23 protein-coding genes are annotated in these 15,360 nt (G+C 42.8%); 1 reads left to right on the top strand and 22 read right to left on the bottom strand.

Annotation, left to right across the window (positions count from 1 at the left end; genetic code table 11):
* The first annotated feature begins 36 nt into the window (after positions 1 to 36).
* Positions 37 to 1,089: a class 1 isoprenoid biosynthesis enzyme gene (locus FAM09_RS18375; RefSeq protein ID WP_136578606.1), complete on the top strand. Its 1,053-nt coding sequence runs from the start codon at positions 37 to 39 to the stop codon at positions 1,087 to 1,089.
* A 186-nt stretch (positions 1,090 to 1,275) separates the two neighbouring features.
* Here the strand turns inward: FAM09_RS18375 and FAM09_RS18370 are convergent, their stop codons facing one another.
* The 22 genes from FAM09_RS18370 to FAM09_RS18270 all read right to left on the bottom strand — a co-directional run bounded on the left by FAM09_RS18370 (position 1,276) and on the right by FAM09_RS18270 (position 15,356).
* Positions 1,276 to 2,460: a hypothetical protein gene (locus FAM09_RS18370; RefSeq protein ID WP_136578605.1), complete on the bottom strand. Its 1,185-nt coding sequence runs from the start codon at positions 2,458 to 2,460 to the stop codon at positions 1,276 to 1,278.
* Between the two features lie 24 nt (positions 2,461 to 2,484).
* Positions 2,485 to 3,669 carry a hypothetical protein gene (locus tag FAM09_RS18365; protein ID WP_136578604.1) on the bottom strand — a complete coding sequence of 395 codons (1,185 nt, stop codon included), beginning with the start codon at positions 3,667 to 3,669 and terminating at the stop codon, positions 2,485 to 2,487.
* Positions 3,670 to 3,692: 23 nt separating this feature from the next.
* On the bottom strand, positions 3,693 to 4,868 hold the full coding sequence (locus FAM09_RS18360; RefSeq protein WP_136578603.1) for a hypothetical protein: 1,176 nt from the start codon (positions 4,866 to 4,868) through the stop codon (positions 3,693 to 3,695).
* Positions 4,869 to 4,877: 9 nt separating this feature from the next.
* Complete coding sequence (locus FAM09_RS18355; protein WP_136578602.1) at positions 4,878 to 5,339, bottom strand: hypothetical protein; 462 nt, start codon at positions 5,337 to 5,339, stop codon at positions 4,878 to 4,880.
* 1 nt (position 5,340) lies between these two features.
* Positions 5,341 to 6,138, bottom strand: coding sequence for a hypothetical protein (locus tag FAM09_RS18350; protein ID WP_136578601.1), 798 nt, complete (start codon positions 6,136 to 6,138; stop codon positions 5,341 to 5,343).
* 2 nt (positions 6,139 to 6,140) lie between these two features.
* The gene (locus FAM09_RS18345) at positions 6,141 to 6,635 is read right to left on the bottom strand and encodes a hypothetical protein (RefSeq protein WP_136578600.1); all 495 of its coding nucleotides are present in this window, start codon (positions 6,633 to 6,635) and stop codon (positions 6,141 to 6,143) included.
* A 47-nt stretch (positions 6,636 to 6,682) separates the two neighbouring features.
* Positions 6,683 to 7,546, bottom strand: coding sequence for a nucleotidyltransferase (locus FAM09_RS18340; protein WP_136578599.1), 864 nt, complete (start codon positions 7,544 to 7,546; stop codon positions 6,683 to 6,685).
* Positions 7,546 to 7,902 (bottom strand): hypothetical protein, encoded by a 357-nt coding sequence (locus tag FAM09_RS18335; RefSeq protein ID WP_136578598.1) that lies wholly within the window; start codon positions 7,900 to 7,902, stop codon positions 7,546 to 7,548. The genes FAM09_RS18340 and FAM09_RS18335 overlap by 1 nt, the downstream gene beginning before the upstream one ends.
* Position 7,903: 1 nt before the next feature.
* Entirely contained in the window at positions 7,904 to 8,176 is a 273-nt protein-coding gene (locus FAM09_RS18330; RefSeq protein ID WP_136578597.1) for a hypothetical protein, read from the bottom strand.
* Positions 8,177 to 8,181: 5 nt separating this feature from the next.
* Positions 8,182 to 8,412, bottom strand: a complete 231-nt coding sequence (locus tag FAM09_RS18325) for a hypothetical protein (protein ID WP_136578596.1) — start codon at positions 8,410 to 8,412, stop codon at positions 8,182 to 8,184.
* 10 nt (positions 8,413 to 8,422) lie between these two features.
* The gene (locus FAM09_RS18320; protein ID WP_136578595.1) at positions 8,423 to 8,728 is read right to left on the bottom strand and encodes a hypothetical protein; all 306 of its coding nucleotides are present in this window, start codon (positions 8,726 to 8,728) and stop codon (positions 8,423 to 8,425) included.
* A complete protein-coding gene (locus tag FAM09_RS18315) occupies positions 8,721 to 9,014 on the bottom strand; it encodes an oxidase (protein ID WP_136578594.1) in 294 nt (97 codons plus the stop codon). Before FAM09_RS18315 ends, FAM09_RS18320 begins: the two co-directional genes overlap by 8 nt.
* On the bottom strand, positions 9,011 to 9,247 hold the full coding sequence (locus FAM09_RS18310; RefSeq protein ID WP_136578593.1) for a hypothetical protein: 237 nt from the start codon (positions 9,245 to 9,247) through the stop codon (positions 9,011 to 9,013). The genes FAM09_RS18315 and FAM09_RS18310 overlap by 4 nt, the downstream gene beginning before the upstream one ends.
* A complete protein-coding gene (locus tag FAM09_RS18305) occupies positions 9,247 to 9,729 on the bottom strand; it encodes a hypothetical protein (RefSeq protein ID WP_136578592.1) in 483 nt (160 codons plus the stop codon). The genes FAM09_RS18310 and FAM09_RS18305 overlap by 1 nt, the downstream gene beginning before the upstream one ends.
* A gap of 1 nt (position 9,730) precedes the next feature.
* Positions 9,731 to 10,720 (bottom strand): hypothetical protein, encoded by a 990-nt coding sequence (locus FAM09_RS18300; RefSeq protein WP_136578591.1) that lies wholly within the window; start codon positions 10,718 to 10,720, stop codon positions 9,731 to 9,733.
* 3 nt (positions 10,721 to 10,723) lie between these two features.
* Positions 10,724 to 11,317 carry a DUF6046 domain-containing protein gene (locus FAM09_RS18295; protein WP_136578590.1) on the bottom strand — a complete coding sequence of 198 codons (594 nt, stop codon included), beginning with the start codon at positions 11,315 to 11,317 and terminating at the stop codon, positions 10,724 to 10,726.
* Positions 11,314 to 12,675: a hypothetical protein gene (locus FAM09_RS18290; RefSeq protein ID WP_136578589.1), complete on the bottom strand. Its 1,362-nt coding sequence runs from the start codon at positions 12,673 to 12,675 to the stop codon at positions 11,314 to 11,316. Before FAM09_RS18290 ends, FAM09_RS18295 begins: the two co-directional genes overlap by 4 nt.
* 76 nt (positions 12,676 to 12,751) lie before the next feature.
* Positions 12,752 to 12,883, bottom strand: coding sequence for a hypothetical protein (locus FAM09_RS31435; protein WP_262711665.1), 132 nt, complete (start codon positions 12,881 to 12,883; stop codon positions 12,752 to 12,754).
* A 53-nt stretch (positions 12,884 to 12,936) separates the two neighbouring features.
* The gene (locus FAM09_RS18285) at positions 12,937 to 13,359 is read right to left on the bottom strand and encodes a hypothetical protein (RefSeq protein WP_136578588.1); all 423 of its coding nucleotides are present in this window, start codon (positions 13,357 to 13,359) and stop codon (positions 12,937 to 12,939) included.
* 28 nt (positions 13,360 to 13,387) lie between these two features.
* On the bottom strand, positions 13,388 to 13,822 hold the full coding sequence (locus FAM09_RS18280) for a hypothetical protein (protein WP_136578587.1): 435 nt from the start codon (positions 13,820 to 13,822) through the stop codon (positions 13,388 to 13,390).
* A gap of 10 nt (positions 13,823 to 13,832) precedes the next feature.
* A complete protein-coding gene (locus FAM09_RS18275; RefSeq protein ID WP_136578586.1) occupies positions 13,833 to 14,978 on the bottom strand; it encodes a DUF2586 family protein in 1,146 nt (381 codons plus the stop codon).
* Positions 14,979 to 14,996: 18 nt separating this feature from the next.
* Positions 14,997 to 15,356 carry a hypothetical protein gene (locus FAM09_RS18270; protein ID WP_136578585.1) on the bottom strand — a complete coding sequence of 120 codons (360 nt, stop codon included), beginning with the start codon at positions 15,354 to 15,356 and terminating at the stop codon, positions 14,997 to 14,999.
* Positions 15,357 to 15,360 lie beyond the last annotated feature (4 nt).

The raw sequence follows: 15,360 nt of genomic DNA, 5'->3' as shown, positions 1-15,360 counted from the left end.
AAGGTGACCTTTAACTTTTATAAACAGGTATAATTCATGTCAGCACCCGGATCCGGCGCCATTGATAAAAACAGCTTGCATCATCGCAATCAACCTGTCAACAGTTTAACTATCCTTAGCAGGATGTTCACTTTATACCGGCAGGTTCAAAAACAGGAAAGATACATTCAAAGCCATCTTCCAAAATTGCTGGCTGATGTGGTGCCCGATCATCACCAAACATTTTCTCCCCCGCACATAAAAAGAATAACCAAATACTGGCAACTCGCACTAAACGTAATCTGTGAAAGCCTGTATAATTTAACCGGAAAAAAATTACATGCCGACGAGTATAAAAGAATAATTCTGCTAAGCGTTTTCGGACCCCTTTTCGACGACCTGTTCGATGACCAACTATTGACCAATGAACAGATCGCATCACTGGTTTCCAACCCTGAAAAATATGTTGCTGTTAACAAAACCGATCTTCTTGTTGTAAAACTTTACCTCGAATTATTACGGTTAACTCCCCGGCCCCAACAGTTTATCGGGCATTTGCAGGATGTTGCCCACTGGCAAAATGAATCGTTAAAACAGTTAAACGAAAATATTACTGAAGAAGAACTATACAAGATCACATACAACAAGAGCTACTATGCAGTATTGTTATATTGTGCTGTGCTGGACCATTATCCCAACCAGAAAATACTGGAAATGCTGTACCCGATGGCCGGCCTGATGCAGCTTACCAACGACGCTTTCGACGTATTCAAAGATATAATGAACGGTGTTTATACACTTCCTAACCTGTACCTGAACCTTGAACAGTTACAACAACAGTTTATGGCCGAAACAGCTAAGATCAACCAGATCATCTCTCAATTGCCATACCCGGTGAAAGCCCGGCAAGCTTATGCCATTACCATTCACTCCCTGCCTGCCATGGGCTGGTTGGCGTTAGAACAACTGAAACAAGCCACTGGGGGTATTTCAACCTTTAAAGCTTTGAGCTCATTGAGTCGAAAAACATTGGTTTGCGACATGGACAGCCTTTCACAAAAAATAAAATGGCTACAACATATCCGCCGCTTTACTAATTATTATGGTTAAGAAGGGCAAAACGGCGCGCATAAAAAAGAAAAACGAAACGTATAAATTTTACGGCTTTTCGATTTCAGGGTTGTTTTGAAAATAAAAAACCCTTCCAACAAGGAAGGGCTAAACCAAAACCAACTGACTATGATGCTAACCTTTATAAATCCATGAACCTGTATAAATATTTTCGATTTGTTCTTTTTAAAAATCAATCCACTGCTTGATCTCAATTGAAATGTTTTGCCAGTTATCAGTATTCGCCAACGTACCATCTTTTACGATCAATGTAACGGTACTACCACTACTTCGAAACAAACGGGTGAATACTGCGTTTCCATTTTCATCTGAGGCTTCACTTTTAAACCAAATTTGATATCCGAACCCACCGACAAGTGTTCCGGTATAATTACCGGTTGAATTGCGAGTCCATACTATATTGCCCATATTGTTTTCAAGTGTATGCATACTTGGGCTATTTTGTCCTGTTTGTGATGCTATTGCAACATACTCCCAGGTGGCGCCCCCCTGAGGTGGGGAAACCACATTCAACGAGCCTTCTTCCAGATAAATATTATCGCCTAACGCTAGTTTGGTCAATACGCCATTGTTATCACAACCAACCAGAATATCACCGGATCCTGAAAGACTATTAATTCTTACATTTCCGCTCGCTACGTTTAAACTATAGGGATTTTCGGTTGCATTGCCCAGTAACAAATTACCCTGGCCATTCAACCACATCCGTTGCTGATATATACCATTGCTATCTGTGGTATTGAAAACAAATCCACTGTTTAAATAAGTGCTGCCTGTTTTTTCTACCTTACCATGCATGCTCATTGCCCTGGCTATTGTGCTGTTATTACCTGCAACACCTGAAAATTCAATGTTTCCGATGGAGTCGCCTGGTTGCAACGCTTGTAAAGTATTGAAACCTGATGAAGCATTTTTAAACAATACAAGATTTGCTGCTCCCTGGTCAACTGAAGACCTTTGAACCGAAAGCCCATGTTGCAAACCACTTTGGGTTATATTCTGTTGCGCCGGCAATTCCGATGATAAAGTGTTTTGAAAATTGTTATGCGAACCTATTACCGATGATCCCTGGATCCATAAATTAGCAGGTTGCGCTACTGAAAATTGATTCTTTATTGGATCACCCAGCCTAAGCCGCATAAAATCAGCTATGGCTTTACCTGTTGCCAGCACATTATTATTTGCGCTGTCAGAAGAATTGAGATTGGTTGAAATGCGATCGATCCATTTGCCGTTCAGATACAGGCGTTCGGTGAATACACCGTTTCTTGCCTGAATTTCACTGGTCAATTGCTGACCCGATGCGTAAATCGACGTGAGAAAAAACAATATAAAAACAAACAGTTTCATATTCAATAATTTTTTGCAATTGGTTTAGTCGGCATTATATCCACGAATTTCAATGGTAATACCTGTCCAGTTATCCATATTATTTAGCAGATCGTTTTTAATTATCAACGTAACCGTATTTCCGCTGCCAGGTAAAAGGCGTGCACTCAATACATTTCCGGCCTCATCAGATGCTTCTGCATGCAACACATTGAATTCACCCAAACCACCATTCGTAACGGTTCCGGTATACACTCCTGTTGATGTACGCGTCCATACGATTGTTCCAATTGTATTCTCAAATACAAACGCCGATGGTGCACTCGTTCCAGATTGATTTAACCTTGCCAGATATGTTAAGGAAGGACCAGATGATCCCACTGCAGCATGCAAAGTGCCGTTTTCTATATAAAGGTTTTGCCCCAAATTTATTTTATTCAATACGCCATCATTATCACTTACCACTATTGCATCGCCGGCTCCGGCAAGACTATTAAATCTGACATTGCCACTGGCAACATTCAGCTTGTATGGGTTAGTGGTTGCATTACCAATCAACAAATTGCCTTCAGCATTTAACCACATCCGCCGGTCATAAACCCCACTCGTATCGGTAGTTTTAAATATAAAGCCGCTGCTTAAGTAGGTAGAGGCTGTTTTTTCAACCGATCCATGCATACTCATCACATTCGCAACCGTATTGTTGTCACCGGTTATACCGGAAAAAACAAAACTACCGATAGCGTCGCCGGGTTGCAATGCATTTAATGTATTGAAGCCGGCTGCATTATTTTTAAAAAACACAAGACCTGCGGCCCCCTCATCATTAGAGGATCGTTGAACCGAATAGCCATGCTGTGCGCTGCCCTGGGTAACATATACCCGGGCCGGAAATCCGGACGAAAGCGTGTTCATAAAACTGTTATACGAACCCATTACAGCAGTTCCCTGCAGCCATAAGCTGGCAGGTTGCGCTACAGAAAATTGATTTTGTATAAAGTTGCCACTTTTAGATCTGATAAAATCGGCAATAGCTTTACCTGTAGCAAGCACATTGTCACTTGCGCTGTCAGAAGAGTTCAGATCGGTTGATACCCGATCGATCCATCTGTCTTTCAAAAAAAGACGTTCTGTAAATACACCTCGCTTCGCCTGCACCTGATAAGGTATTTGCTGGCTATGTGCGTATATTGAAATAAAGACGAGTAATACTAACAATATTGGTTTCATTGTAAAACTTTATTTCTTTTAACTTAAAAGGCAGGGTAATACCGTATTTCAACTGTGATATGCGACCAACCATCCTTATTTGTAAGCGTGCCGTCTTTTACGACCAGTCTTACAGTATGTGCACTGGTCTTGTAGAGACGGGTAGCAGCTACATTGCCCGTAGGATCAGAAGGATTGGAATGAAACCAGTTATACCCGCCGGAGAATCCGTATTCACGATAGCCTGTATAACTACCGGTTGAATCCCGGGTCCATACAATATCGTTAGGATCCGAGTTTTCCAGCACACGTACAACGGGATCATTTGTCCCTGACTGCGATAATATGGCAATGTATTCTCCATAAGGTTTATCCTGATTTGCCGAGACAGCGTTCAACGTGCCTTCTTCAATGTATAGGTTCTCTCCCACATATACTTTGTTGAACACCCCATTGTTATCGCACCCTGTTAGTACATACCCTTCTCCGGCAAGACTGTTGAATCGTACATCACCGCTAACTACGTTAAGCTTATAAGGATTTGTAGTTGCATTGCCGATCATCAGATTGCCCAGCGCATTCAAACCCATTCGCCTGGCATTTACGCCAATAGAATCTGTTGTATTGAAAATAAAACCACTACTCAAATAGGCAGGCGCCGTTTTTTCAACAAAGCCATATATGCTCATGGTATTGGCCACAGTGCTATTATCACCTGCAATGCCTGAGAAGTTGATTGATCCAATAGGGTCACCAAATTGCAGGGGGCCCAATGTATTGAAATCCGATGCCCTGTTCTTGAACAGCTCAACGTCTGCCGGGCCCAGGTCATTAGATGACCGCTGAACACTAAGCCCGTATTGCGAAGCTCCATGTGTAACAGATACCTGCGCCGGATAACCGGAGGCCAATGTATTTTTAAAACTGTTGTGCGAACCGAAAACCGCAGATCCCTGTATCATGAAGTTTGCCGATTGCGCAGCCGAGAACTGGTTTTGTATTAAATTATCGGTAGCCAATTTCAATGCGTTACCTGTTGCCAGCACATTGTTATTTGTACTGTCGTCGGAATTCAGATTGGTCGAAATGCGATCGATCCATCTGTCTTTCAAAAAAAGGCGATCCATAAATACACCTCTCTTTGCCTGTATCTGGCTGGTAACCTGACCAAACCCATTAATACATGACAGCATAAAAACAAATAGAAGAATTCGTTTCATGTTTTGTGATTACCTTTTATAAATCAAAATCTGCGTAGGACTTGTAATGCCGTTTATATAAACCGGCATGTCGGCAACTGCATACACGGCACTATCCAGGATGAATGCTTCGCTTGCCTGGATGAACGATTCTATCATCACTTCCTCCCCACCATTTGAAGTACCAATACGAATAGTAGAATCGGCCGAAGGGGTGATAATGACGGACTGTAACCGGTTGCCTGCTTTTAACGTATATACATGATCGGCTGTAGCGTTAATCACTTCAGGAAGCACTAATGCCAGTATAGTATTTATTGCCGTTTGTGAAGGCAATGTATTCAGAATGCTTTCCAAACCGTTCACCGATGATATAGGCAATTGCTCATCTTTATGCCAGTAACTATCCATCCAGTCGTGAAACTGTTGCTGTAAAGGTTTAAATCCGCGTTTAAACCAGTTTTTTAGTGTATTTATATTTTGTATGGCCATGCTATAAAGGAATTAAAACGTATTCGAATCGAAGGTTCTGCAGGTTACCACTCACTTGCCGCAACAGCAGCTCGAAGAAAGTGCTTTGTTTATTACGCACCATCCACATAACATCGTTATCATTATCCCAGTTGCTGCCAATACTCAATAAGCTGCCGGCTACGAGGTAATTATTGGTATTTACATTGGGAATCGGAATAAGCCAGTTACCATCGCTGCCACCACCAAAGTCTCCTATATGCCATGAGCCTTTATAAAGTACGGTAAGCAAAGAAGGTTTGTTGATAACGTCATTCCAGTCATGTTGATGCCAGGAAGGCGTGAAAGTGGCTGGTTTATCGGTAATCTGATTCCATGAATGCGTGTGCGAACCAAATGCCGCCTGTAAATTGTTATGCGCGGTGATCAGGTTCTTTAAGCTTACGCTGATTGCAGACATGGTGTCTACTCTTATAAAATCAGCCAAAGCAAAACCACCTGTTATACCCAATTTTGCTCTTTTGGTATAATAAACGGTTTGTATTGAACCATCACTGAATACCTCGGTATCGGTCAATTCTTCTACAACAATCCGGTCAGATTTTAAACCGCCGGCAAAAGGCATCAGCTCACCGTCAATTACTACCCATCCGTCGCTGTAAGTAGCGCCCTGGTCGGTTATACCGGTTACAATCACCTTGCTTCCAAATGCCTTTGCTACGGCACTTATTGCTTCGCGATAAGATGTTTGCAGAAAGTCAAGCGTGTCCTGGTAAGTCGCAAGTCCTTCTAGTTTTGTAAAGTCAATTCGTTTATACATGTTTACACAATTGAAATTTTATACACTTTGTCGGGCAGAATGTAACTGTCTATTACTGCCGTCATTTCATTAATATCAAAGACAACCGTAGCGGGAACCTGTACAATAAAGTCGTATTGAAAAGCACTGGCTTCCCCTTTCTGATAAAGCCATGTCTTAGGTTTTGCCGCTTCTATTTTTTTAAAAAAGAAAGCCGGTTGGTTTTCGACCGGGCGAAACAAATACAAAGGCTCATATCTTTTGGGCTGTACTATTTTTATCTGCCGGTTACTGCTATCGTACTTGTCGTTAAGGGCCATTTCAACATAACATACCTGGGGTGTGATCCTCAACTTGTACAAATTATTGCGCCTGTTGATCAAAAACAGATTGTATATATACACCACAGGGCTTACCAGGGCATTTAACAATGCCATTGTTTTGGATTTGCGCAATACTGCAGGCACCAGCCAGGTAATGAGCTTTTTATAACTTATATCGAAAATTCGTTGGTTCATGAAGAAGTATAATTTTGATGGCTATGTTCAAAACTTATTCGTTCAACTTATTTTATCTGGCTATGGGGTATGTATTCTATATTTAAATCGGCATCGTCTATGCGTAAGTAACCACTATCAGGCACATACTCAACATCAACACTGGCGGGAGGGAACTGAGCATAGCTGGTTTGACATTCGATCAAATGCGGGATCTCTACACCTTCCACTACCTGTAATGCGTCTACAAGATGCGCTAACACAAAGAGGCCGTTAAAAGGGAGGTTTTTCAAATAAGCCCTGATCGCGTTAGGAACCGGAGCGCTGTCTGTTCCATCGAGCCTGCTGCCATTGGCGCCAAGAATAAGCGGATTATAAAAGATCTTCAGTTTTAACTGTAGACGATCTGCATTCTGACTATCCACTTCAACATCTACACCTGCATCAGCTATTCGGCTAAAGTACTCCCGTAGCGCATCCAGTTGATCATCTTCGAGCCGGGTAAGATCAGCACCGCTTGTTGTTGCAGCTTTAATTCGAAGAAATACACGCCCGTTAGCCCGTTTTTGCCGAACTACCGCTGCATATTTTACTACCCTGGATGCTTCTACAACACTTTCGGCAACACCGGTATTATCATAAAAATCCTCCTCGGGCACCAGGTTGTCACCAAACTGAAATGCTTTTGCTTTTTCGGCATACCAGCGTAATGAGTGTGGTTTCTTTGTTGCTATTATTTCATTTACTTCTGCTTTATGAGCGTCCTGTAATTGCTCAATGGTCCATTGACACACTGCTATGATATAAGTGAACAGCCTTAACAGGTTGGTCTTACTCCAGCCAGCCGGATTGATCGTAATATCAATAGCAGCGAATTCAGTTACCAGGATATTGGTTATATCGGCATGTATTTCAGTTATAGTGCGTGCCATTATTTGCGTAATATTTTATTGTAAAAAAGATTGAATGGTAAATTCCAGGCAATGCCAAAGATTATTGCGTCTGCCGTCCAGGCCCATTTACTTTTCCAGATGATCTCAGATCGAAACAAGGGAAAGTAATGGTAAGTGATCGCTGCTGCGCAAAGGAGAATGATCATTGCCGATTTTAACAGGTGCCATGCATCCAGTTTGTAACTAAAAATCTTACGGCCATATTTCCAGCTTACGCGCTTGTACCAGAAGAATGGATCTTTATGAGAAAAAATACTGTTATAGATATTTTCATTCTCTACTGTGTCCATCATGCTATTACAAATGGCAGCCATTGCCACAAACAGGATCCACATATTAATAACCTATTATAATGCCTTTACTGAATTGTTCCTTTGTTGTATTCGCTGCTATTTCACCTGGCCTTGCCAATAGCGCAGCAACAAAAATGCAAATGGCAATGAATAGCAAAAGGCTGTTACCGTTACTCCAGTTCTGGTTACGTTTATAATTTCGAACCAGCGCGTAAATGATGCCAACCGATGCCAGGGCAGCCCCTATCAGCCACAATACATATGATGTGGTGTGGAAGCAGTAAGCCCATGCTGTTGCAAACGAAATATTCTCCATAGATTTTAATTGAGTTTTGTAATGTCTTCAGTCGTTGACCTGGTTTTTTTGCCGGTATCCGGATCGAGGCATTGAATAATAAAGTCGATGCCCGCGCCTGCTACCAGGAACCAGAATGCTGCTTTGAGATCGTTTTGAAAGTAAGCTGCTCCACTAATGGTTGCTATCATGCCTCGTAAGGCAAGAGAGATCTTTAATAATTTTTTCGGTGTTGGTTTAAAATAATTTTTCAGCATACTTTTTTAATTAAGAAACTACAAAGTCATTTTCAAGCGCCCAGAATTCGATGCCTTCGTTGCCGCCCGTATCGCCATCCGCAGCAATTAATACTTCGCCACTGGCCGGCTTATTAGCACTGTTGCGAAACAATTGAACAATGCTTCTTTTGGAAGTGTCAAAGTCGGGAACATTTAATATTTCACCTGCTTCCAGCGCATCGGTAACTGACCGGCCGTTAAGCCGGGCCAGTTCAATTGCCCGTTCAATATCGCCCAGTTCCTGCATGGCAATGTCGAGCCAGGTTTGACCATATGATACTGTTACCTTAGTCATTGTATGGAGCGTTTATCGACAGTTTATTGTTTTCAAAAGCTATTTTCCTGATCTGCATTCCGTCATCGGCATATTGAATGCGTACTTCGCGCAGGAAGGCATCTGTGTTCTCCGATTCCAGGTATTTAAATGCACCTACACCAGCATCGGGATTTTCTTTCAGTCCTCCTTTATCAATTAACAGCAGCAACGCCTGGTGTTGCTGATCGCTGTTGCCAATTTTGCAATTGCCTGATGCATCGATCAACAGATCGTTACTGGTAGTATCTAATAATAAGTCAATCATAAAATAGTTCCTGTTGTGCTAACGCCTGTTACAGGACCGCCTCCCGGAGGGGCAGCCAACCCGGTTCCGGGAACTGTTAGCGTTGCGTTGCTTTTAATGTGATTGATAATTTCTTCCGCCACTGCTTTCCAGAAGTCGCGGCGCGCCTGATCAATATTTTCAATATCCTGATCATTGAAGCCTTGCGCCCTGTTATACAATGCAGTGCCTAAAATATCTTTACTTAAAGCCATTACCTGAGTATGTTTTGGATCTTAGTTAATGCCTGCTGCAGCTTTGCATAATCAGGATTTTGCCCCTGTACAACCACTACCTTCATCACGGCCTGAATAATTAATTCAAGCGCCTGCAGCAAGGTGTCGTTCTGTTTTTTGATCTGTAAGCCGGCTGCGTCCTGTTCAATCAATGTATCACCAATTTTAAGGCGCCATTTATCAACCTGGCTACAGGCTATTACCATCCATTCTTCGGTGCCTTCAATTCGTGCAGCCAGGCACCAGCTATCTTTTTTAGGAAAAACAGTAAGCCCTTCATTGCCATCGATCACCGGTCGAAGCCGTACGTCGTAGTACACCAGGTTGGTTTCTTCGTCGTACAACACGCAGGTAGCTTCTCCCGGATCAACGCTTTCAACCGTTGCCAGCATCGTTGGATGTGGCCCAACCCTGGCTGCACGTTCGTCGAGCAATTCCCGTATTTGTTCTTCTCTGCCCATATTACAAAGTGGATGATATATTAATTTTTTGCCTTCCTCCGCCGGAGCCATACTCGCCTTCTACCGATTCAATAAAATACTTCCCTGTTCGCTGAGGATATTTATTATCCTCTATGATAACTGCCATACCTGGTTCGGCATAAGGAATAAGAAATGCCGTAACAGCGCCTTCATAACCCCGGTTCAGCATTTTTTTCCGTTGCTCTTCCTCGATCTTCTTCAGGCTTGCTTTATCGATCCTAACAGGCAACCTTATTTGTTTAACATTTTTGTCTTTAGGATCTACTGGTGTCGCTGTTTCTGTTTTTCCATTCTTTGCCTTTTGCGCCAGGGAAATTCTTACTTGCGCCAGTTCGCGGTTGTTATTGAACTTTAGTTCATTGCTTTCAGCCACATTCCAGCCAAGCCGAAGGGTAATATTCTTTTTAAGTTCCGCTTCCCTCAAACCTACATACAGTTCATTCAGATTGAAGTACACAGTTAGCAGCAATTTTTCTTTCAACCAGTCGAGTACCTCTGTTGCCTTTTTTTTCTCAAAGGTTAAGGACGACTCAATGGTAACATCGGGAATCAGCCTGCTTAGCGTTATATCGGTACCTTCTACAAGGTCTTCAAGAATGGCCCTTAGTTTTTTCCCGGCCTTGTAACTTTTATTAATATTCTGTTTTTTACGAAGCTGGTAGGTATACCCTTCGCATTCAAGCTCCAGGGGCACCTTTGGATTTATCCGTCGGATGAATCCCTGGAAACGGACTGAATTGTCTTTATCATATCCGCATTTGATAAGCACTTTCATGCCTTCCCTGAATTGCAATCCGGTTTCAACCCGCTTGTAATTTTCCTCCCCATTCGATATAAGCATGGCGATAGCAGGCAATGTGATCGTGGCCGTATCACAATAATCAGTCACACTTCGCTTCCATTTGATAGCGGTGGGTTTAATTATATTTTTAATGCCCTCGATCTTTATTTCAGATGTCAATGTAAACATGTGCTATACCTCCAATGTAAATATGCTGTCGGTTTCAAGTTGAATATTATAAGGCCGTACATGTTTTCGGCCACCTTCCACTTCAGGAAGTTCAAAGCTCTCCATAACCACTTTCACCTCTTTGCCAAACATAATATTGATCAAAGCATTATCAATAGCAAAGGAGCCTCTTACTTCGAACACCTGCCTCAACACGTCCAGATCCTCTTCAGGAAACAACCTGTTCTTATGATCGATAAAAAATCCTTTCAGGTTGATCGAGTAGTCATCTATGCTATATAATTCCTTTACTGTACCCTGCCGCTCGGCCAACGGCGTTTTTACAATGGTTTTTTTGCCGGAGATCTTAACTGCACAATAAGGCAGATAAAATTCGCTTCGCTTGTAATCTTCAATATTGAGTTCAGCCAGGCGGGTAGGCAGCCATATCTCACGATTCAAATATTTCTCCAACAATACATATTGCTTGGATGCCGTCCTTTGGATGATCTTTGGTTCCTCTTTTGGATCTTTAGCACTATTCGGAGGTATTTGATAGAGTTTACCACCAAATATTTGTTCGTATAGTGTTTCCAGGTCGAATGATATAGTACTCATTTTATTGCTGCTCCGCTATTTAAGATTCGCAAAAACATTTCCTGCATATGCACTTCCAGGTCGCGAAAACCTTCTTTTGCACTCAATACATGCATTTCAATTTTGTCGGCGAACTTTACGCCATTGATATTGATAACCCGGGGGCCTCCGCTTGCAATAGATCCGGCTGTTTTATTTGCCTGCGTGTTAACTTCAGTTTTGGACTCGGATTTAGCAACTTTTAACAGTCCGCTATTTTTTTGTTCAACTGCTTCCGTTACCGTAACGCTGCTCTTCACATCCTTCTTCTCATCCCTGTAAAATCCTGTCGTCCCGTTCTTTTTATTACCAAGACCAAACATCTTCATAACCCCGTCAACTATCATACTAATGGCACGGGTAATAAACTCTATAATGGGAGAAACAAATTTTACAATTGCGGTAACTATGTCTACAAGCCAGCTAAACGCTTTCGCCAATCCTTTTACTACAGGACCGAGTATGGCCACGGCAATATGTACTATCAGGCTTAGTATTGGCCCCAGCCCTTCTACCAGCGCTATTATAAGGCCACCTACACTTTGAAGCAGGGGATTGAACGATTCGAACAACGCATCGAATAATGGTTTCAGTTCCTCTATGATCGGGCCTACAGCCGCCAGTATTGCAGTTATAACCTTCATTATATTACCCAGAATGTCTTCCAGGGGTAATGAATTCAGAATATCCATGATCGGTTGCGCAAACTGCATGATCTGCGGCAGCAACGTATCTATTAAGGTATTGCCAAAACCGAGTAGCTTGTCGAGCAACGGCATAAATGAAAGCGCCACATCGCCTATGCCCATTTGAAGTTTCTCTTTGAACTTTTCAAACTTCTTACCAACCGTGTCGGTTTCTGTTGCAGTGGCACTAAGGCCTGACCTTTCCAGGTTGGCCTTATCTGCAGCCGTTCTGTCTTTGACCGGTATCTTTACTAAATCCTCTTGTAGCTTTACACCGGTTTTAAGAAATGAGCCAACGGATTCTTTACCAAGCAAACCATCAGCTTTGAACAATCCGGCTACGGAGCCCAATAAACCGCCACCACTTTTGCCGTCCTTACCACCGCCGCCGCCGCTTTTTCCTTTTTCAAAATTTGCCGGATTACCCGGATGCTTCGCGGCCGCTTTCTTCATTAACTCAAGGTTCTTGGCATACCTCTCTATATCATCTGCGTTGGTACTTTTGCTGATCCTTTTCTGGAGTGTTGTGATCCTACCGGCGAGTTTGGAATAGCTTTCATTTAAAATAGCGTTCTGGTCCTTAATGTCTTTGGCAAACTTCTTTAAAGGGGCAAGCGATACTTCTCTCAAAGTATCCCGGCTTGCCTTCGCCATATCCTTGGTTATTTGCAAGGTATCCGCCTTGAAGTTTTTCCATTGTACTAAAAGTTCAGCTATTGTATTCGCCACGCTATAATCCGTTTAAAGTTTTACCATATCCATTTTCCGCTTCCATTTTGCGAATGCGGTTAATGTGTGCCAGTTTCATAACCAGGGCGTCATCAGAAAGCAGCGATGCATCACGCCCCGTATAGTATTCCACTATTGTTTCAAGAAAGCCGAATACGTCGTGTTCGGCTTTCTCCGATGCATCGCCTATCTTTTTAAAAGAGCCGCTTTTTTACCTTCCAGAATGGCGTTGAATTTCATGGCAGCAGGTATGAAATATTCATCATCCTCGATAATAAAATCGTCTCCTGCAATGAAACACTCGCGCATACATTGCTCAAGGAAAGCATATAAACCTTCGTCGGAGATCTTGGTAGAAGCGTAAGAAAGGATATGCCGGTTGATCGGTTTCATCAAAGCAATTGCTTCAATGGTTTCACCGCTTTCGTCCATTACCGGTAAATACCACAATCCTTTGTGTTGATTGCTCCATTTTATCACCTGGTCTTCGCCGTAACGCTCATACGCCAGTTCCTGGCATTGTTCGCGCAGTTTGATTTCCTCTTCCTTGCGTTCGCGCTCTTTAATGTCCTTAATTGTTCCTTTGTTGTTATTGTCTGTTTGTATCATGTGATGGGATTAAGCAATTTTTACTTTGTTAGTTTTTATATTCAATATTCATGGCCAGGAGAGGGAGCGTTACTTCGGTCATTTTTGCATTTTGCTCCATCGTCATGGTCAATTCGGTGAAGGCAACGCCTGAAACTGTAATGGTGCGGGTAGGATCGTTGTCCTTTTTCTTATAGTCGCAGGTAATTACGATCAGGTCGTGTGGTACTTCCAGAATATCGGCATAGTTGGAATTCACCGCTGCATCGTTCAACATATCTACCTCAAACTTCAACAGCTTCAGGTTGCCTTCAAATTTTTGGTTACCGCTTTGAATATCGATCGGCTTATCGCCGGCTGCATAGAGGTGCTCTTTTTCGATCGTTTTTTTGAATTCAAAACCGCGCAGGCCTACGATGGTGCGGCCTAATACGGTTATAGATACATGCGCCCATGCGCATTCTTTTGTGCTAAATGTTGGCATAATTTATTTTTTAAATTGCCGGGGCAACAAGACCCAGGTCAACATCAATGAATGAAGTATATCCGAACGGACGAACACGAAGTTGTACGGTTAATTTGCCGGTGTTGATAACATTCTGAGAAGGGTTAATGTATACATCAATTCCGCTGATCTGGTCTGCCATGGCCACATTGATCTGTTGAATGATCTTTGCCTTCAGGTGTGTAAGAACACTGGTAGCGATCTTGCCGTCTGCACCAACTGCTACTTCGCCTTCGAGGTCCTCTACATAAACAGCGGCAGCAATAACAGCAGCTTTATCAACTACACGACCATAAGCCAACAGCCGATAATCATCAGTGCTGCTCATACGATCGATGCCAAAATAGAAACCTGCCTTTTGAGGATGCTGCATTAAGCTGATATAACCAGCGTTGTGCAGGGCAGCCAATCCGGCAATATCTTTCAGTTGCTTTGTTCCGATATATGCTGTACTAATGCTGAGGGGGCCATTTGCTACTTTACCCACTTTAATGTGAGCGCCGAACTTAACAGCTCTGCCCAATGCCAGACCTACTGAAGCGGATCCATCATCATCAGAACCACCCAACACAACACCTGCATATCCGTTGCTGCTGTTCTTAGGCTGAAATACTGTGGATGATGCCTCGTTTTGAACCCGGCCTTCGATCAGGATACGCAAAGGCACCAGTTCAGCCAGGCGTGCTTCGGCAAAAACCTTTGCATTGATAACGGCAGCGCTCACCTGGCTGTCGATAAACTCTGTGCCTCCGTTATAGCCGGCGGCCGGTTTATGAAATACACCCAGCAATCTTACTTTTCCCAGTGCTGCTGTAATCAGCTTCTTTGCGCCGCTTGCATTGGTGTTGTCGAGCATCTGTGGCATGGTCATAGTATCAGGAACGATCATAATATGCAATTCCTGGTTACCGGCCACTTCACTGTAAAACTCTTTCAGGTGACGGTACATCGTTGGTTCAGCAGCTTCGGTATAGCCCTTGCCTTCGGCATCTTCAAGGCTGAACACCGTTGTGGGCACTCCCAGCAGACCGGCTGTTGAGCCGGTGCCGCAGAGTGCTGCTATCCCATCCACAGCATCTACGTCCTGTAACAGGTTGCCATTGCTGTAGAGTACACTTACTTTGGGTAATGACATAATTTTAATTTGAGAATTTTAAATTTTTATAGTCTCTACTGATTGTTCAGCCGCTTGTAACGACTGAAGTCTTTTATTATAGGTAGCCAGGACCGATTTGCGTTTTTCGTTTTTGGGCAGCAAACTTTTTAATTCGTCTTCCGTTTTTGCTGCTTCCATTTTTATGATCAAACTGCCGGCTTTCCGTTTTGTGCTTTTTTGCTTTTCAATTCCTTTTTTAACCGGCGTTACCCGTTTATAAGGAATTACTTTTTTGTCGTTTAACACTTCGGCATGTTCCAGGGCATCCTGTATGTTATGGAACAGCAGTCTGTCGCTGGTTTCAAAACACTGGTTGCTTACCGGATAAGCGTTGAAGTAATTTTTTACGTGATCCATAATG

The organism is Niastella caeni (genome assembly GCF_004834005.1).
GTDB lineage: Bacteria > Bacteroidota > Bacteroidia > Chitinophagales > Chitinophagaceae > Niastella > Niastella caeni.
Note: the sequence above shows the minus strand (reverse complement) of the source record. Positions and strands in the feature narration are given on the sequence as shown.